General features: G+C 72.9%; 17 protein-coding genes. 9 read left to right on the top strand and 8 right to left on the bottom strand.

Going from position 1 to position 17014, the window contains the following annotated elements:
* The first annotated feature begins 124 nt into the window (after positions 1–124).
* Both C8E83_RS18985 and C8E83_RS18980 read left to right on the top strand, forming a co-directional pair.
* Positions 125–1078 (top strand): D-2-hydroxyacid dehydrogenase family protein, encoded by a 954-nt coding sequence (locus tag C8E83_RS18985; protein WP_121371627.1) that lies wholly within the window; start codon positions 125–127, stop codon positions 1076–1078.
* Complete coding sequence (locus tag C8E83_RS18980; RefSeq protein WP_121371626.1) at positions 1075–1800, top strand: fumarylacetoacetate hydrolase family protein; 726 nt, start codon at positions 1075–1077, stop codon at positions 1798–1800. Before C8E83_RS18985 ends, C8E83_RS18980 begins: the two co-directional genes overlap by 4 nt.
* Positions 1801–1812: 12 nt before the next feature.
* Here the strand turns inward: C8E83_RS18980 and C8E83_RS18975 are convergent, their stop codons facing one another.
* Together C8E83_RS18975 and C8E83_RS18970 are read right to left on the bottom strand one after the other, a co-directional pair.
* The gene (locus C8E83_RS18975; protein WP_121371625.1) at positions 1813–2175 is read right to left on the bottom strand and encodes a VOC family protein; all 363 of its coding nucleotides are present in this window, start codon (positions 2173–2175) and stop codon (positions 1813–1815) included.
* 9 nt (positions 2176–2184) lie between these two features.
* On the bottom strand, positions 2185–2868 hold the full coding sequence (locus tag C8E83_RS18970) for a hypothetical protein (RefSeq protein WP_245981836.1): 684 nt from the start codon (positions 2866–2868) through the stop codon (positions 2185–2187).
* A 143-nt stretch (positions 2869–3011) separates the two neighbouring features.
* On the opposite strand from C8E83_RS18970, the gene C8E83_RS18965 reads away from it, so the two are divergent.
* From C8E83_RS18965 to C8E83_RS18955, 3 genes are read left to right on the top strand one after another with little or no spacing between them, the layout of a single operon-like run.
* Positions 3012–3800, top strand: coding sequence for a DeoR/GlpR family DNA-binding transcription regulator (locus C8E83_RS18965; RefSeq protein WP_121371624.1), 789 nt, complete (start codon positions 3012–3014; stop codon positions 3798–3800).
* Complete coding sequence (locus tag C8E83_RS18960; RefSeq protein ID WP_121371623.1) at positions 3797–4765, top strand: 1-phosphofructokinase family hexose kinase; 969 nt, start codon at positions 3797–3799, stop codon at positions 4763–4765. The genes C8E83_RS18965 and C8E83_RS18960 overlap by 4 nt, the downstream gene beginning before the upstream one ends.
* Before the next feature lie 48 nt (positions 4766–4813).
* On the top strand, positions 4814–6913 hold the full coding sequence (locus tag C8E83_RS18955; RefSeq protein ID WP_121371622.1) for a PTS fructose transporter subunit IIABC: 2100 nt from the start codon (positions 4814–4816) through the stop codon (positions 6911–6913).
* Positions 6914–6917: 4 nt separating this feature from the next.
* Here C8E83_RS18955 and C8E83_RS18950 read toward each other — a convergent pair whose 3' ends face one another.
* The 5 genes from C8E83_RS18950 to C8E83_RS18930 form a co-directional block, all read right to left on the bottom strand.
* Positions 6918–8078, bottom strand: coding sequence for a cysteine desulfurase family protein (locus C8E83_RS18950; RefSeq protein ID WP_121371621.1), 1161 nt, complete (start codon positions 8076–8078; stop codon positions 6918–6920).
* Between the two features lie 11 nt (positions 8079–8089).
* A complete protein-coding gene (gene nadC / locus C8E83_RS18945) occupies positions 8090–8980 on the bottom strand; it encodes a carboxylating nicotinate-nucleotide diphosphorylase (protein ID WP_121371620.1) in 891 nt (296 codons plus the stop codon).
* Complete coding sequence (nadB, locus tag C8E83_RS18940) at positions 8967–10613, bottom strand: L-aspartate oxidase (RefSeq protein WP_245982016.1); 1647 nt, start codon at positions 10611–10613, stop codon at positions 8967–8969. Before nadB ends, nadC begins: the two co-directional genes overlap by 14 nt.
* Before the next feature lie 77 nt (positions 10614–10690).
* Positions 10691–11998, bottom strand: a complete 1308-nt coding sequence (nadA, locus tag C8E83_RS18935) for a quinolinate synthase NadA (protein WP_121371618.1) — start codon at positions 11996–11998, stop codon at positions 10691–10693.
* Positions 11999–12068: 70 nt separating this feature from the next.
* Positions 12069–12794 (bottom strand): NUDIX hydrolase, encoded by a 726-nt coding sequence (locus C8E83_RS18930; RefSeq protein WP_121371617.1) that lies wholly within the window; start codon positions 12792–12794, stop codon positions 12069–12071.
* A 114-nt stretch (positions 12795–12908) separates the two neighbouring features.
* Here C8E83_RS18930 and C8E83_RS18925 point away from each other — a divergent pair, with 114 nt between their 5' ends.
* The 4 genes from C8E83_RS18925 (at position 12909) to C8E83_RS18910 (ending at position 16479) form a co-directional block, all read left to right on the top strand.
* Entirely contained in the window at positions 12909–13781 is an 873-nt protein-coding gene (locus tag C8E83_RS18925; RefSeq protein ID WP_121371616.1) for an alpha/beta hydrolase, read from the top strand.
* Positions 13782–13813: 32 nt separating this feature from the next.
* On the top strand, positions 13814–14656 hold the full coding sequence (locus C8E83_RS18920) for a shikimate dehydrogenase (protein ID WP_121371615.1): 843 nt from the start codon (positions 13814–13816) through the stop codon (positions 14654–14656).
* 9 nt (positions 14657–14665) lie between these two features.
* Positions 14666–15442: a type I 3-dehydroquinate dehydratase gene (aroD, locus tag C8E83_RS18915; RefSeq protein ID WP_121371614.1), complete on the top strand. Its 777-nt coding sequence runs from the start codon at positions 14666–14668 to the stop codon at positions 15440–15442.
* A gap of 128 nt (positions 15443–15570) precedes the next feature.
* Complete coding sequence (locus tag C8E83_RS18910) at positions 15571–16479, top strand: cation diffusion facilitator family transporter (RefSeq protein WP_121371613.1); 909 nt, start codon at positions 15571–15573, stop codon at positions 16477–16479.
* 29 nt (positions 16480–16508) lie between these two features.
* Here the strand turns inward: C8E83_RS18910 and C8E83_RS18905 are convergent, their stop codons facing one another.
* Positions 16509–16961, bottom strand: coding sequence for an acyl-CoA thioesterase (locus C8E83_RS18905; RefSeq protein WP_121371612.1), 453 nt, complete (start codon positions 16959–16961; stop codon positions 16509–16511).
* Between the last annotated feature and the right edge of the window lie 53 nt (positions 16962–17014).

Raw genomic sequence — 17014 nt, 5'->3', positions numbered from 1 at the left:
GGTGGTTCCACGCTAGGGGAGGCACCTGTGAGCCACAATGACGCTTTGGGGTGACAGACAGGTTTGTCTGCCTTGTACCCCTGTACCCCGGGGAAAGGATTCACCTGGCCGTTACCCTGGCATCATGCCCGCCAGAGTGACCATCCTCGACGACTACCAGAGCGTCGCCCTCTCCTCCGCCGACTGGAGCGGCGTCGCCGAGAGGTACGAGATCGACGTCGTGACCTCCCATCTCGAGGGCGACGAGCTGATCGAGCGGCTGGCCTCGTCGGAGATCGTCGTGGCCATGCGCGAGCGCACCGCCTTCCCGGCCTCGGTGCTCGACCGGCTGCCGGCGCTCAAGCTGCTCGTGACCACCGGCATGGCGAACGCCTCGATCGACGTGGCGGCCGCCCGGGCCCGGGGAATCGTGGTCTCGGGCACCACGGGCTCGGGCCGCGAGGTCGCCGAGCTCACCATGGGGCTCCTCGTCGCCCTCGCCCGCAACGTCGTCGCCGAAGACCGCTCGATGCACGAGGGCGGCTGGCAGCACACGATCGGCACGCGCCTCGAGGGCAAGACGCTGGGTCTCGTCGGTCTCGGCAAGCAGGGCCAGTGGGTGGCCGAGCTGGCCCTGGCCTTCAGGATGCACGTGGTCGCCTGGAGCCCGCACCTCACCCCGTCGCGCGCCGCGGAGTTCGGCGTCCAGGCCGTGTCGAAGCAGGAGCTGTTCGAGACCAGCGACTTCGTCTCGGTGCACGTTCCCCTGACCGAGTCGTCGCGCGGCCTCATCGGCGCCGACGACCTCGCGCTCATGAAGGGCACCGCCTACCTCGTGAACACCTCGCGCGGGCCGATCGTCGACGCCGAGGCGCTCGTCATGGCGCTCATGGTCGACACGCTCGCCGGGGCGGCTCTGGACGTGTTCGACGTCGAGCCGCTGCCGGCGGCGGATCCGCTGCGGAGCCTGTCGAACGTGATCCTGCTGCCCCACATCGGCTACGTGGTGCACGACGTCTACCGCGACTTCTACGGGCAGAGCGTCGAAGACATCCTCGCGTTCGAGTCGGGCGCGCCGATCCGGGAGCTTTCGGCATGAGCGACTACGTCGTCACGCCGCCCGAGGTTCCTTCGGTGGCGGTCGCCGGGTCGTCGGCGCGCTTCCCCGTGCGACGCATCCTCTGCGTCGGCCGCAACTACGCCGACCACGCGCGCGAGATGGGGTCCGACCCCGACCGCGAGCCGCCGTTCTTCTTCGCGAAGCCGGGCGACGCCGTCGTCCCGGCCTCGGGCACCGTGCCCTACCCGACCGTGACGGCGCAGCTGGAGTACGAGGTGGAGCTCGTCGTGGCCATCGGGGTCGGCGGCGCGTCGATTACTCCGGAATCGGCTCTCGACCACGTCTGGGGCTACGGCGTCGGGGTCGACCTCACCCGTCGCGATCGGCAGCAGGAAGCCAAGGACACCCGGCGGCCGTGGGACCTCTCGAAGGGCTTCGACGCCTCGGCGCCGGTGGCGCCACTGGTGCCCGCCGGAGCCGTTTCCGGAGGTGCCGACGCCGGCCGGGTGCCCGCCGCCGGCCGGGTGTGGCTCGCGGTCAACGGCGCCGTGAAGCAGGACGGCGACCTCGACCAGATGATCTGGCCGGTCGCCGACGTCATCGCCGCCGCCTCCCGCGCCTGGGAGCTCGCGCCCGGCGACCTGATCTTCACGGGCACGCCATCGGGCGTCGGACCGATCGTTCCCGGCGACACGGTCACCGGCGGCATCGACGGGCTCGGCGAGTTCTCGTTCGTCGTGGGCGAGGCGCCCGCCGCGTAGTGCCGAACGCGCTCAGACGTCGCGGGGCGTGAGCACGCAGAACTCGTTGCCCTCGGGGTCGGCGAGCACCACCCAGCTCACGTCGCCCTGCCCGACGTCGACGCGGGTCGCCCCGCGGTCGAGGAGCCTCTGCACCTCGGCCTCCTGATCGTCGTCGGGCCACGACGCCAGGTCGATATGGAGCCGATTCTTGACCGTCTTCGGGTCGTCGACCTTCACGAAGCAGAGCCCCGGCTCGTGCGTCTCGGACTCCGACACGACCGCCTCGCCGTCGCCCTCGTAGATCACCGGCCAGCCGAGGGTCTTGCTCCACCACGTCGCGAGCCCGAGGGGGTCCGGGGTGTCGATCACGATGCTGTACCAGCGCACGCTCATGCGCCGTGTCTACTCCGGTCGAGCGCGCGGGGTGCGGATGGTGGTCGTCACGTCGACGAGCGTGGGGGCCGCAGGAGCCGACGCGAAGCCGAACCGCACGGGAGGTGCCAGGGGCGCCGGCCCCGTCAGCTCCTGCGCCGCTGTGCCGTGCGTGAGCACGACGGTGCCGGTCAACGAGGTGATGCGGCGCGCGAGCGTGACGCCGTAGAACTCGCGGCGGCCTCCCCCGGCCGAGCCGGCTGTCGCCGCGCCTGGGACGAGCAGTCGTGCCACCGGGTCGATCGCGGTCAGCCACGCCGGCGACGTCGCGAGTGGTCGGGGCACCGCTCGCAGCAGCATCCCGAGCGGCGTGATCGCGCCGATGCCGAGCCTCAGGTCGAGCACGTCGCCGGCCGTCACGCCGAGGCCGCCGTCGATCTTCCGCCACGAGACCGGCATCACGCGGACCTCGTCGAACGTGTAGGTGCCCGACACGTAGTCCGCCACGTCGTCGCGAGGCGCCAGCAGGATCCGACGGCCCGCCGGGGTCTCGACCATCACGTCGCAGAACCGTCCGAGCGGCGACTCCGCCCACATGCCGACGACGAACCGGGGTCCGGGTGCGCCGTCGGCTCGGTCAGGGGCGCCGGAGCCGGCCAGCCGCGTGCCCACGCCGGCGATGCGGCCGGTGAAGCGATCGTCGGCGGGAGGCATGGGGCGAGCGTACGTGGGGATCCTGCGACCCGATCGACACATGTGGTTCTTTCTGTGTTCATCTTGCTTTAGTTGTGAAAGAGGCCTATCGTCTCGTGAAACGCAACGAGAACCACACGAGCAGGCGACGCGGAGGTCACCGGATGTACGCACTGGAGCGACACGACTCGATCACCGAGCTCCTCCGCGACGAAGGGCGCGTCGTCGTCGCCGACCTGGCCTCGCGGTTCGACGTCACGACCGAGACGATCCGCCGCGACCTCGACGCCCTCGAGCAGGCCGGGGTGCTGCAGCGGGTCCACGGCGGTGCCGTCGCCGCGGGTCACTCGAGCGTCTCGGAGTCGAGCTTCGACGAGCGGCAGGCGCAGCACACCCCCGGCAAGGCCGCGATCGCGTTGGCGGCCGCGAGGCTCGTGCCGCCCACTTTCGCCGGGTCCGTCGCGCTCGACGCCGGCACCACCACAGCAGCCGTCGCCGTGCACCTCGCCTCGTGGGAGCCCGCCGAGCCCGGCCGCCTTCTCACCGTCATCACGAACGCCGTGCCGATCGCGGCGACGCTGCAGCACAGCCCGCACATCGACCTCCGTCTGCTCGGCGGCCGGGTGCGCGGACTCACCAGCGCCGCCGTCGGCACCGCCACGGTCGAGCAGATCTCGGCCCTCCGCCCCGACATCGCCTTCGTCGGCACCAACGGCATCTCGGCCGGCTTCGGCCTCTCCACGCCCGACGAGCTCGAGGGCGCCGTGAAGACCGCCTACGTCCGCGCCGCCCGACGCGTCGTGGCCCTCGCCGACCAGACCAAGCACGGCGCCGAGGCGCTCACCCGCTTCGCCCGCCTCGACGAGGTCGATACGCTCGTCACCGACACGGCCCCGCCCGCCGACCTCGCCGGAGCCCTCGCCGAGTCGGACGTGGAGGTGATCGTCGCGTGATCATCACCGTCACCCCGAACCCCTCCCTCGACCGTACGATCGAGCTGTCGTCGCCCCTGGTGCGCGGCGCGGTGCAGCGGTCGATCCGCACCACCGACGAGCCCGGCGGGAAGGGCGTGAACGTCTCACGGGCGCTGGCGGCCGCAGGAGCCGACACGGTCGCGATCTTGCCCGGCGGTCTCGACGACCCCGTGCTGGCCGGTCTGCGGGCCCGAGGCGTGAGCACGGTCTCGCTGCCCATCGAGGGCCGCCTGCGCGCCAACGTCACCGTGACCGAGCCCGACGGCACCACCACCAAGATCAACGAGCCCGGGCCCGACCTCGGAAAGCACGCGATCGCCCTGCTCGACCTCGTCGTCGAGCACGCCCGCTCGGCCGACTGGCTGGTGCTCGCCGGATCGCTTCCGCCGGGGCTGCCGGACGACTTCCTCGCCGGGATCGTGCAGGCCGTCCGCCTCGTCTGCGGCGACCAGGCCCCGCGCATCGCCGTCGACTCGTCGGGCGCGCCGTTCCGCGCCCTGATCGACTCGGGGCTGCGCGTCGACCTCGTCAAGCCGAACGCCGAGGAGCTCGCCGAGATCGTCGGGGGCGACCCGGCCGTCTACGAGGCCGATCGCTCCGCCGCGGTGGCGGGGGCTCGGCTCCTGCAGTCCCGTGGCGTCGGCACGGTACTGCTGACGCTCGGCGCGCACGGGGCCGTGCTCGTCGAGGGCGACGGCGCCGGCGCGTGGTTCGCCGCGGCGCCCCGCATCGAAGCCCTCTCGACCGTCGGCGCAGGCGACTCGTCGCTCGCCGGCTACCTCCTCGCCGAGACCGCCGGGGCCACCCCGCCCCGTCGCCTCGCCCAGGCCGTCGCCTCCGGCGCGGCGGCCGCGTCGCTGCCCGGCAGCGTCGTGCCCACCCTCGACCAGACCCACCCCGAGCTGATCGACGTCGTCGCCGTGCAGCGCGAGACGGCGTCCTGACCCTCCCCGCACACCTCACACCTCCCCCGCAGCAAAGGAGCTCACCCCATGTCCACCCTCATCAGCACCGACCTCGTCGGTCTCGACGAAGACCTGGGCGGCACGTCGTCCGACGTCATCCACGCCCTCGCGGCGCGCGTGGCCGCAGCCGGTCGCGCAGGATCGGCGGACTCGCTCGCGGCCGACGCCATCGCCCGCGAGGCCTCCGTCGGCACGGGCGTGCCCGGCGGCATCGCGATCCCTCACGCCCGCTCCGCCTCGGTCACCGAGCCGACCCTCTCGTTCTCGCGCCTCGCCCGGAAGGTGCCGTTCGGCGCCCCCGACGGCGACGCCGACATCGTCTTCATGATCGCGGTGCCCGAGGGCGCCGACGGCGACCACATGACGGTGCTCTCGACCCTCGCCCGCGCGCTCATCCGCGACGACTTCACCGCGGCCCTGCGGGCCGCCGCGACGCCGGCCGACATCGTCGCGCTCGTCGACTCCGAGGTCGGCGGCGAGGTCGACGCGGCCCGCGGCGTGACCGGCACGGCGGCGCCGACGGCTGCCGCCGCCGCGACCGGCGGCCCCGCGGCCTCCGCCGACCGCATCCGACTCGTCGGCGTCACGGCGTGCCCCACCGGCATCGCGCACACCTACATGGCGGCGGACGCCCTCGTGGCCGCGGCGACCCGGGCGGGCGCCGACCTGCAGATCGAGACTCAGGGGTCGGGCCAGGTGACGCCGCTGGATCCTGCCGTCATCGCCGCCGCCGACGCCGTCATCTTCGCCGTCGACGTCGACGTCCGCGACAAGGCGCGGTTCGCCGGCAAGCCGGTCGTCCAGGGCCCGGTCAAGCGCGGAGTGGACGAGCCCGACCGCATGGTCGAGGAGGCGCTCGTCGCCGCCCGCGACCCCCGCGCGGCACGTGTCTCGGGCAGCGCCGCCGGCGTCGCGACCGGCCCGGCCATGCAGGCCGGGCGCCGCGGCTTCGGCTCGTCGCTCAAGACCTGGCTGCTCACCGGCGTGTCGTACATGATCCCGTTCGTCGCGGGCGGCGGCCTCCTGATCGCCCTCGGATTCCTCCTCGCGGGCGACAACATCGCCAAGACGGCGGCGGGCAACACGGTCAACAACGCCGTGTACGCGCTCACGAACTACAACCTCCTGCACCTGCCGCCACAGGGCCTCCACTGGTACCTCGGCGCCGCGGCGTTCGAGATCGGTGGGCTGTCGCTCGGGTTCCTCGTGCCGGCGCTGGCGGGCTTCATCGCCTACGCCATTGCCGACCGGCCCGGCATCGCGCCCGGCTTCGTCGCCGGATCGGTCGCCGTCTTCCTCGGCGCCGGCTTTCTCGGCGGCCTGGTCGGCGGCCTCCTCGCCGGTGCGATCGCCTACGCCATCGGCAGGATCCAGGTGCCCCGCTTCGTCCGCGGCCTCATGCCCGTCGTGATCATCCCGCTGTTCGCCTCGATCGTGGCGTCCGGCCTGCTCCTGCTCGTGCTCGGCGGCCCGATCGCCTGGCTCACCAAAGAGCTGTCGCTGTGGCTGAACTCGCTCACAGGCTCCGGCGCCATCGTGCTCGGCATCATCCTCGGCCTCATGATGTGCTTCGACCTCGGCGGCCCGGTCAACAAGGTCGCCTACGCGTTCGCGGTGGCCGGTCTGTCCGCAGGATCCGCGGCACACCCGGCACCCCTCGAGATCATGGCCGCCGTGATGGGCGCCGGCATGGTGCCGCCCCTGGCGATGGCCTTCGCGTCGACGGTGCTCTACCGGAAGGGCTTCACCCAGGTGGAGCGGAACAACGGCGCGGCCGCCTGGCTGCTCGGAGCGTCGTTCATCTCGGAGGGCGCGATCCCGTTCGCCGCGGCCGACCCGCTGCGCGTGATCCCCGCCTCGATGGTCGGCGGCGCCGTCACCGGCGCGATCTCGATGGGCGCGCACGTCACCTCGCAGGCCCCGCACGGCGGCATCTTCGTCTTCTTCGCGATCGGCAACCTGCTCATGTGGATCGTGGCGATCCTCGCCGGGACCGTCGTGTCGGCCTTCGTGCTCGTCGGGCTGAAGCGCTTCGTGCGCCGGGCCGGGACGATCACGGCGGCCGAGGCCGAGGCCGGCGCGGCGGCGCCCACGGCGGCGGACGTGCGGGAGCCTGTCGCGGCGTAACAGGTCAGACGGCGATGCCCCGCACCGCCGCCACCGACTCGGCGAGCAGCCCCACGACCCCGTGGAGCTGCTCGCCGCTCACGTCGGCGCCCCAGCTGAAGCGGACCGCCGTGCCCGCGAGGTCGGGCTCCAGCCCGAGCGCGGTGAGGACGTGGGAGGGCTCGTCCCTCCCCGCCGCGCAGGCGGAGCCGCTCGACGAGACGACCCCGCGGCGCTCGAGCTCGAGGAGGACGGACTCGCCGCTTACTCCCGAAAACACGAACGAGGCGTGCCGCGGAAGGCGTGAGGTGCGGGAGCCGGTCAGCGCGGATTCCGGTATCGCCGACAGCACGCCGTCGATGAGAGCGTCGCGGGGGCGCGAGGCGGCGTCGGGCGCCTCGGCTCCGGGAGCTTCGGCGGCCCGCTCCCGGCCGAGCAGCTCGACAGCCGCCCCGAGGGCGACGGCGCCCGCGACGTTCTCGGTGCCCGACCGTCGGCCGCGCTCCTGCCCGCCGCCGCTCAGCACGGGCTCGACGGCCAGCCGGGAACTCAGGAAGACGGCGCCGATCCCCTTCGGCGCCCCCAGCTTGTGGCCCGACAGCGAGAGCGCCTGCACCCCGATTCCGGAGACGTCGACCGAGAGCACCCCCGCCGACTGGACGGCGTCGGTGTGCAGGGGCACGCCGGCCGAGGAGGTCACCGCCGAGAGTGCCGCCAGATCCTGCACCGTGCCGATCTCGTTGTTCGCGTGGGCGATCGAGACCAGCGTCGTGTCGGCTCGCAGCACCGACTCCAGGGCGGCAGGGGTCACGAGGCCCTCGGGCGTGAGCGGCACGAACGAGACCTCGAACCCGTGGAGCCGCCGCAGCTGATCGACCGACTCGAGCACGGCCTCGTGCTCGATCGCCGTCGTCACCACGTGCCTGCCGCGCGGCTGCCCCAGGGCGATGCCCTTGACGGCGAGGTTGTCGGCCTCGGTGCCTCCCGCGGTGAAGACGACCTCGGCTGGCCGGCAGCCGAGGAACTCCGCCACCTGCGCCCTCGCCCGGGCGAGCCCGCGCGCTGCGGACTCCCCCACGGTGTGGCGGCTCGACGGGTTGCCGAAGTCGCCGGTCAGGTAGGGCCACATCGCCTCGAGCGCCTCGCGGCGGACGGGCGACGTGGCGGCGGCGTCGAGGTACAGCATGCGTCGAGGGGCTAGACGGCCGCGAAGCCCGCGGGGGCGCGGCCGGCGTTCACGTCGATGGCGATGTCGAGCCCGAGGTCGAGTGCGCGCACCGAGTGCGTGAGGGCCCCGACGGAGATGAGGTCGACGCCGCTCTCGGCGATCCTGCGGACCGTGTCGAGGTTCACCCCGCCGCTCGCCTCGACCAGCGCGCGGCCGTTCACGCGCGCGACGCCGGCGACGAGGTCGTCGGGCGAGAAGTTGTCGAGCATGATCGTGTCGACGCCGGCGGCGAGCACCGCATCGATCTGGTCGAGGCGGTCGACCTCGACCTCGACGTGGGTCGTGTGCGACAGCGTGGCCTTCATGGCCAGCAGAGCCTCGGTCACGCTGAGGCCCTGGGCCAGCAGGATCGCGAGGTGGTTGTCCTTCACGAGCACGGCGTCGCTCAGCGAGAACCGGTGGTTGCGGCCGCCGCCGGCCAGCACGGCATCGCGCTCAAGCGCGCGCAGGCCGGGGGTGGTCTTGCGCGTGTCGACGATCTGGGCCCCGGTTCCCGCGGTCTCGGCGACGTAGCGGGAGGTCAGCGTGGCGATCCCCGACAGGCGCTGGAGGAGGTTGAGGGCCACGCGCTCGGCGCGCAGGATCCCACGGGCAGAACCGCGCAGCACCGCGAGGGTCTGCCCGGCGGCGAACGCGTCGCCGTCCTCGGCTCGCAGGGTCACCTCGATCAGCGGGTCGACCTCGCGGGCCGTGGCGACGAGCACGCGGGTGCCCGAGAGCACGCCCGGCTCGCGGGCGACGACGCTCGCCGTCGCGCTCGCGTCGGCGGGGATCAGCGCCTCGCTCGTGACGTCGCCCCACGGCGCGTCCTCGCGGAGGGCGGCGCGGACGACCGCGGTGATGGCGTCATCGGTCAGCATGGTCGAACACCTTTCGGGCGAGCGTGGAGGGCTGCGCCGGATCACTGGAGGTCTCGGGGAAGTCGGTGCGGAAGTGGGCGCCGCGCGACTCCTCGCGGGCGAGCGCCGAGTCGACGACGAGGCGGGCGACGTCGAGGAGGTTCGCGGTCTCGACACGTTCGCGGGCGGCGGCGCGTGCGGATGCGGCGATGTCGGGGGCGCTGCTCCGGGCGGGCGTCTCGTCGCGGTCCTCGACTCCGGCACCGTCGCCGGCCCAGCCGGCCAGCGTCTCGGCGGCCGCGGCCAGCGTCGCGCCATCGCGCTTCACACCCGCCGCTCGCCACATCAGCCGCTGCAGCTCACCGCGGTCGGCGACTCCCAGCGGCGCGCCGGAGGGAGGCCGAACGGCATCGAGCGTCGACGCGTCGTCGAGCATCCACGAGCCGGTCGTGTCGGACTCGATCGCGTCGGCCGCGCGCCAGCCGAAGACGAGAGCCTCGAGCAGCGAGTTCGACGCCAGCCGGTTCGCGCCGTGCACGCCCGTGCTGGCGACCTCGCCGACGGCGTAGAGGCCCTCGAGCGACGTTCGCCCGTCGAGGTCCGTGGCGACGCCGCCCATGAAGTAGTGCGCCGCGGGAGTCACCGGGATCGCCTCGCGCGTCCAGTCGAAGCCGGCTCGGAGCGTCGCCTTGGTGATGGTGGGGAAGCGAGCCGCGAGCTCCTGCGCCCCGATGCCTGTGGCGTCGAGGAGCGCCGGGAGGCCCGCTTGCCGCTGCATGAGGTCGAAGATGCCGCGCGCGACGACGTCGCGGGGCGCGAGCTCGGCACGGCGGTCGACGGCGGGCATGAACCTCCGCCCGGCGGAGTCGAGCAGCACGGCTCCCTCGCCGCGGACGGCCTCGGAGACGAGGAACGACCCGGGCACCGCGAGCGCCGTGGGGTGGAACTGGAAGAACTCGAGACCGCCGACCGTCGCCCCGGCCCGCCACGCCGCCGCGAGCCCGTCGCCCGTCGCCACGGCCGGGTTCGTCGTGAACTCGAACAGCTGCCCGGCGCCGCCCGAGGCGAGCACGACGGCGTCGGCGCGCAGCTCGGTCGCGTCACCGTCGCCGTCTCCGAGCAGCGAGACGCCCACGACGCGCCGCGGGTCGTCGGCCGCGAGCAGCAGGTCGGTGACCAGGGTGTGGGGCAGGATCCGAATGCCTGCCGCCTCCACGCTCCCCGCGAGCGCACGCACGATCGCGGCCCCCGTGGCGTCGCCGCCGGCGTGCAGCACTCGCGCGCGACTGTGCGCCGCCTCGAGGCCGCGAGCCCAGGCGGGCTCCACGTGGCCGGCCGCGTCGGCGACTCCGGAGTCCGATGCGCCGACCCGGTCGAACTCGACGCCCCAGCGCACGAGATCCTGAATCCTCGACGCACCGTCGCCGCAGAGCACCCGGACGGCGTCGAGCACCGACAGCCCGGCGCCCGCGACCATCGTGTCGCCGACGTGCAGGTCGACCGAGTCGTCGTCGAAGACCGCGGCGGCGATTCCGCCCTGGGCCCAGCGCGAGTTGCTCTCGTCGAGGTCGCCCTTGCTGACGAGGGTGACCTCGTGGCCGAGAGCGTGGGCGCGCAGGGCGGCGGTCAGCCCGCCGAGGCCCGAGCCGACGATGACGACCGCGCGGCGCGAGGCCCGCGGAGCGCGCCCGGCAGAGGCAGCCCCGGCCGCAGCCGTGCCGGCGGCGCCGCTCACACCGACACCGGCCCGGGCTTGGCGGCGAGCATCCGCTCGAGCGCCAGCCGGGCGGGCTCGGCGACGTGGGCCGGCACCGTGATGCGGTTCAGCACCTCCGACGGGCGCTGCGCCGACCCGACGAGCGCCTCCAGGGCCCACGCGATGTAGCCCGGGTGGATCCGGTACATCGTCGAGCAGGGGCACACGACCGAGTCGAGGCAGAAGATCGTGTGCTGCGGGTACTGCTGGGCGAGTCTCTGGACCAGGTTGATCTCGGTGCCGATGGCGAAGGTCGATCCTGCGGGCGCCGCCTCGATCGCCTTCACGATGAAGTCGGTCGAGCCGTATGAGTCGGCGGCGTCGACGACCGGCATCGGGCACTCCGGGTGCACGATCACGTGGACGTCGGGGTACTGCGCCCTGGCTGACTCGATCTGGCCCACGGTGAAGCGCTTGTGCACCGAGCAGAACCCGTTCCACAGGATCACGCGAGCGTCGTCGAGCACCTCGCGGTCGACGCCGCCGAACGGCTTCCGCGGGTTCCACAGCGGCATCCGCTCGAGCGGCACCCCCATCGCCTTCGCCGTGTTGCGGCCCAGGTGCTGGTCGGGGAAGAAGAGGACGCGGCGGCCGCGCGCGAAGGCCCACTCGAGCACCGTCGTCGCGTTCGACGAGGTGCAGACGATCCCGCCGTGGCGCCCGCAGAAGCCCTTGAGGTCGGCGGCGGAGTTCATGTAGGTGACGGGGATCACGGGGACGCGGCCGGTCTCGTCGACCGCGTCCATGTCTCCGTACACCTCCGACAGCTGCGCCCACGCGGCCTCGACGCTGTCGATGTCGGCCATGTCGGCCATCGAGCAGCCGGCGGCGAGGTTCGGCAGGATCACGGCCTGCTCCGGCCGCGTCAGCAGGTCGGCGGTCTCGGCCATGAAGTGCACACCGCAGAAGACGATCGCCTCGGCCTCGGGCGACGCCTTCGCCTTGACCGCGAGCTGGAACGAGTCGCCGACGTAGTCGGCGTACTGCACGACCTCGTCGCGCTGGTAGAAGTGGCCGAGCATCAGGACGCGGTCGCCGAGGGTCTCGCGGGCGGCGCGGATGCGGCGGTCGAGCTCGTCGGGGGTCGCCGTGCGGTACTCGACGGAGATCTCGCCCTGCAGCGGCGACCCGGGCGGCACCACGTCGAACATCGACGAGCCGGGCCCGTAGCTCGGCACGCCCGTGTCGAACTCCCACGGGGCCTCGCGGAGGTCGACGGTGCAGACCTCTCCCGGAGCCTGGCCGTTCGTGATGCGGCGGATGGTGGTGTCGACGCTGGTCATGGGTTCTCTCGTGGTCGTGGCGGTGCGGGGTCGCGCAGGCGCGGTGCCGGGTGGCTCGAGGGGCCTGAGTTCACCCGCGCAGCGGATTCGTGTCGGCGAGGTCGACGGCCGAGTTGTAGCGGTAGAGCTTCGGCGGCCGGTGCTTCGTGCCGAGCAGGTGCTCGCCGGTGGGGATCACGGAGTCGCTCGCCTCGATCATCCGGCGGAAGTTCGCCGGGTCGAGGGCCCGCCCCAGCACGGCCTCGTGCACCTCGCGCAGCTGCGTGAGCGTGAACGTGTCGCCGACGAAGGCGTGGGCGATCCGTGAGTACTCGATCTTCGTGCGGAGGCGCCACAGCGCGTAGTCGACGATCGTGCGGTGGTCGAAGGCCAGCGGCGGCAGGTCGTCGGCGTCGAACCAGCACACGTTGGGGTCGCCCGACACGAGTGCGGCGGCGGCCGACGACAGGGCGGCAGGATCGGCTCCCGCCGGCCGCCCAGACGCCGACTCCTGCGACACCAGAGCCCAGTACACGATCGAGACGACGCGTTCCTCGCCGCCTCGCGCCGGAGCCCCGAACGCGTAGAGCTGCTCGAGGTACGTCGGCGAGAGCGCGGTCGTGTCGTGGAGGTGCCGGCGGGCGGCGTCGGGGAGGTCCTCGTCGGGGGCGAGGGGGCCGCCGGGCAGGGCCCACCTGCCGCGGTGGGGCTCTCGGATCCTGCGCACCAGGGGCAGGTGGAGGGCCATGCGGCCCGTGGTCTCGGAGGGCAGGAGGGAGAAGATCACGGTCGAGACGGCCAGCTTCGGCTGCTCCATCGGCGTGCTCCTCTCGCTCGACGACTTAAGGTTGATGAGACACTATGCCTTAAGGTCGGAAAAACCTAATGTCGCGCACCGGCGGGTTCGGGTGAGCGGGCATAGCCTCGGCGCATGTCGCTCCCTCTGGAGGCCGTGCGCCGGCTCCTGCCCCTGCTGCCCCGCTCGACGGAGTCGGCGCTCTCGCTGCACCAGGCGATCCGGTCGCGGAAGGGCGAGGCGCCGGTCACCGACGCGGTGCGGCGGGTGGCCACTGTGGCGGAGCGGAGCGTCGAGGGCTTCCGGGTCGTGACGCTGACGCCGAAGCGGCCGAGCGGCGCCCACCTGATCTACACGCACGGCGGCTGCTACACGTTCCCGCTGCGCGGGCTGCACTGGGGGCTTCTGGCGCGGATCGTCGCTGCCGCCCGCGTGAGCGTCGACGTGCCGCTCTACGGCCTGGCTCCGGAGCACACGGCGACCGACGCCTACCGCCTGCTCGACGCCGTCTACGACGCGGCCACGGCGGAGCACCCGCGCGTGTTCCTCGGCGGTGACTCGGCCGGCGGCGGCCTCGCCCTCGGGCAGGCGCAGCGCTACCGCGACACCGGGCGCCCGCTCCCCCGCGGCCTCGTGCTCATCGCGCCGTGGCTCGACGTCACGCTGCCGCCGGCGCAGATCGCCGAGGTCGCCGCACTCGACCCGCTGCTCGCGCCCGACGGCCTGCGCGAGGCCGGTCGCCTCTGGGCCGGCGACCTCGACGTGCGCGACCCCCTCGTGAGCCCCCTCCACGGCGACCTCGGCGGGCTGCCGCCGACCCTCGTCGTGCAGGGCGACCACGACCTCCTCCACCCCGACGCGGTCGAACTGGCCCGCAGGATGCACGCGGCCGGCTCCCCGGTCGAGCTGCGGGTCACTCGCGGCGGCTTCCACGTCTTCCCCGCGGTCGGCGCGCTGCCCGAGTCGCGGCTGGCCGTGCGGCGGATCGCGGCCGCGCTGCGCGGGTGAGTGCCCGGGCCCCGCTTCGATAGGCTCGCGGGGTGCGCCACTTCGCCGTCCTCGGATCGCCGATCGAGCACTCGCTCTCGCCCGTCCTCCACGAAACCGCCTACCGGATCCTCGGCTTCGACGCCGACTACGTCCGCGCCGAGGTGCGCTCGGGCGAGCTCGCCGCGTTCGTCGACGGCCTCGACGCCGACTGGGGCGGCCTCAGCCTCACCATGCCGCTCAAGCGCGAGGTCATGCCCCTCCTCGACGAGGTGTCGCCGCTCGCCGAGCGGCTCGGAGTCGCGAACACGCTCGTGTTCGAGACCTCCGAGACGGGCGTCCGCCGACTCGCGGGCCACAACACCGACGTCGACGGCATCGTGCGCGCGATCCGCTCGCTGCACGACGTGTCGCCGTCGCACGCGACGATCCTGGGCGGCGGGGCGACCGCGGCGTCGGCTCTCGCCGCGGCGGCCGCGCTCGGCGCGACGTCGGCGACGCTCCACCTCCGCGACACGAGCCGGGGCGGCGACGTGGCGGCCCTGGCCGGCGTGCTGGGCGTTGCTCTGACCGTCGAGCCGCTGGCTGCCGTCGGCGATTCCGGAATCCACGACTTCGTCATCAGCACGCTCCCCGGCGGTGTGGCCGTGCCCGACCTGATTCCGGAGAAACCGACGTCGGTCCTCCTCGACGTCGCCTACGACCCGTGGCCCAGCCCGCTCGCCCGCGCCTGGGAGGCCCGCGGCGGCAGCGCCGTCAGCGGCCTCGACATGCTGGTCGAGCAGGCGATCGGCCAGATCCGGCTCTTCACCGGTCGGGCGCAGGATCGCGAACTGCCCGACGAGCCCGCGATCCGCCGCGCCCTCCGCGATTCCGTGGGCCTCCCGGTCGATTAGGGTCGAGGCGTGACCGACTCTCCGCACCCCGTCCGTCTCCGCGGCACAGTCCTCGGCGAGGGTCGGCCGAAGATCTGCGTCCCCCTCGTCGCCGCCACGGTCGACGACCTCGCCGCCGCCGCGGCCGCCCTGCCCTTCGACGTCGTCGACGTCGTCGAGCTGCGCATCGACTTCTTCGACGACGTCGACGACGACTCCGAGGTCGAGGCGGCGATCGACGTCGTCCGGGGCGCCCTTCCCGACGAGACCCCGCTGCTCTTCACGTTCCGGTCGAAGCCCGAGGGCGGGCAGCGCGACATCGACCCCGACCGGTACGTCGGCCTGCTCCTGCTCGCCGCCGGCAACGAAGCCGTCGACGCGATCGACGTCGAGATGTTCACCGAGCTGGGGCCGCTCGAGCGCATCGTCAACGGTGCCCACGAGCTCGGCTGCGCCGTCGTCATGTCGTCGCACGACTTCGAGCACACGCCTCACGAGGAGCAGATCGTCGCCCGGCTGCTCCTGCAGCAGGATCTCGGCGCCGACGTCGTGAAGATCGCCGTCATGCCCGAGTCCCCCCGCGACGTCCTCACGCTGCTGACCGCGACGGCGGAGTACGTCGCCACGAAGGGCGTCCGCCCGGCGATCACGATGGCGATGGGGCCTCTGGGGGTCGTGTCGCGTCTCGCCGGGGAGACCTTCGGATCCTGCCTCACCTTCGGGTCCGCCGGAGCCGCGAGCGCGCCCGGCCAGGTCGACGCCGTGGCGCTGCGACAGGTGCTCGACGTGGTGCACGAGGCGCAGTAGCCGGGTTGTCCACAGGCACCGCCTCGCCCGACGCCCCGTCGGCCGTGGGCGGTACTCTTCATGCGCGAACGATCCGGGCGAGGCGCATCCGGACACGCATCCGCTGGGCGAGGCGAGAGGAGGCCGACATGGCGCACGATCACGGCGGCCCGTCGTCGAGTCCCGGGCGACTCGGAGTGGCGCTGGCGATCACGTCGGTGATCCTGGTGGCCGAGGTGGTCGGCGCGATCCTGACCGACAGTCTCTCGCTTCTCGTCGACGCCGGCCACATGCTGACCGACGTGGGCGGGCTCACAGTGGCGCTGATCGCCGCGCGGCTGATCCTGCGTCCGGCGACGTCGTCGCGCACGTGGGGCTGGCGCCGGGCCGAGGTGCTCGCCGCGCTCGGGCAGTCCGCCGTGCTCCTGGCCGTCGGCATCTACGCCTTCGTCGAGGGCGTGCAGCGGCTCTTCGCGCCGCCGTCGATCCCTTCCGGGTCACTCCTCGTCTTCGGCGTCATCGGGCTCGCGGGCAACCTGGCGTCGATCGCGGTGCTGGCCTCGGCGCGCTCGTCGACGATGAACCTCCGGGCCGCCTTCCTGGAGGTCGTCAACGACGCCCTCGGCTCGGTGGCGGTGATCGTCTCCGCGATCGTCATCGCGACGACCGGGTGGGCGCCGGCCGACGCCCTCGCCGGCATGGTGATCTCGATGCTGATCGTCCCGCGCACGGTCCTGCTGCTCCGCGAGACGACGAGCGTGCTGCTCGAGTCGACGCCGCGCGGCCTCGACCTCGACGACGTCCGTCGGCACATGCTCGAGCTGCCGCACGTCCGCGCCGTCCACGACCTGCACGCCTCGCAGATCGCCACCGGCCTGCCCGTCATCTCGGCGCACGTCGTGGTGTCGCAGGGCTGCTTCGAGGACGGCCACGCGCCGCGGATCCTCGACGATCTCCAGTCGTGCGTGCTCGAGCACTTCAGCGTGCCCATCGAGCACTCGACGTTCCAGCTCGAGCCCGAGTCGCACGAGCAGCACGAGCACGTCGAGCACGCCTGAGGCGAGCGGGTGTCTGATCCTGCGCCCGGCTAGCGGACCGTCGCGTCGGCGGCGCCGTCGGGCAGGCGGTCGCGGTCGTAGGTGATGCTCGTGTAGCCGTGGGGCAGGGGCGTGCCGTCGGCCGCCAGGTTCACGAAGACCATCTTGTCGATGGTCAGGATCGACTGCCGCGTCACCATGTTGCGCACCTCGGCCCGCATCGTGAGCGACGTGCGGCCGAAGTGCGTGGCCCGCAGCCCCATCTCGACCAGGTCGCCCTGCCGCGCGCTCGAGACGAAGTTGATCTCGGAGATGTATTTGGTGACGACGTAGCCGTTGCCGAGCTGGAGGATCGCGTAGATCGCCGCCTCCTCGTCGATCCAGCGCAGCAGGCTGCCGCCGAACAGCGAGCCGTTGGCGTTGAGGTCTTCGGGCCGCACCCACTTGCGCGTGCGGAAGGTGATCTCGCCGTCGTCGACAACGCGCCGCTCATGTTCTGACATACTTACATAGTGGCAGACGGGCGCAGGATCGGGAAGCCCGCTCGGCGCTCCGC

The sequence above is a fragment of the Frondihabitans australicus genome (assembly GCF_003634555.1).
In the GTDB taxonomy this organism is placed as follows: domain Bacteria; phylum Actinomycetota; class Actinomycetes; order Actinomycetales; family Microbacteriaceae; genus Frondihabitans; species Frondihabitans australicus.
The sequence above is the reverse complement of the archived record's forward strand: the minus strand, read 5'-3'. Positions and strand labels throughout refer to the sequence as shown.

Excerpts from the sequence above, each read along its gene's own strand:
- C8E83_RS18910 (WP_121371613.1), top strand. The coding sequence starts at position 15,571 with ATGGCGCACGATCACGGCGGCCCGTCGTCGAGTCCCGGGCGACTCGGA.
- C8E83_RS18985 (WP_121371627.1), top strand. The coding sequence starts at position 125 with ATGCCCGCCAGAGTGACCATCCTCGACGACTACCAGAGCGTCGCCCTC.
- C8E83_RS18930 (WP_121371617.1), bottom strand. The coding sequence starts at position 12,794 with ATGGAGCAGCCGAAGCTGGCCGTCTCGACCGTGATCTTCTCCCTCCTG.
- nadA (WP_121371618.1), bottom strand. The coding sequence starts at position 11,998 with ATGACCAGCGTCGACACCACCATCCGCCGCATCACGAACGGCCAGGCT.
- C8E83_RS18975 (WP_121371625.1), bottom strand. The coding sequence starts at position 2,175 with ATGAGCGTGCGCTGGTACAGCATCGTGATCGACACCCCGGACCCCCTC.
- C8E83_RS18925 (WP_121371616.1), top strand. The coding sequence starts at position 12,909 with ATGTCGCTCCCTCTGGAGGCCGTGCGCCGGCTCCTGCCCCTGCTGCCC.
- C8E83_RS18980 (WP_121371626.1), top strand. The coding sequence starts at position 1,075 with ATGAGCGACTACGTCGTCACGCCGCCCGAGGTTCCTTCGGTGGCGGTC.
- C8E83_RS18950 (WP_121371621.1), bottom strand. The coding sequence starts at position 8,078 with ATGCTGTACCTCGACGCCGCCGCCACGTCGCCCGTCCGCCGCGAGGCG.
- C8E83_RS18965 (WP_121371624.1), top strand. The coding sequence starts at position 3,012 with ATGTACGCACTGGAGCGACACGACTCGATCACCGAGCTCCTCCGCGAC.
- C8E83_RS18905 (WP_121371612.1), bottom strand. The coding sequence starts at position 16,961 with ATGTCAGAACATGAGCGGCGCGTTGTCGACGACGGCGAGATCACCTTC.
- C8E83_RS18970 (WP_245981836.1), bottom strand. The coding sequence starts at position 2,868 with ATGCCTCCCGCCGACGATCGCTTCACCGGCCGCATCGCCGGCGTGGGC.
- nadC (WP_121371620.1), bottom strand. The coding sequence starts at position 8,980 with ATGCTGACCGATGACGCCATCACCGCGGTCGTCCGCGCCGCCCTCCGC.
- C8E83_RS18955 (WP_121371622.1), top strand. The coding sequence starts at position 4,814 with ATGTCCACCCTCATCAGCACCGACCTCGTCGGTCTCGACGAAGACCTG.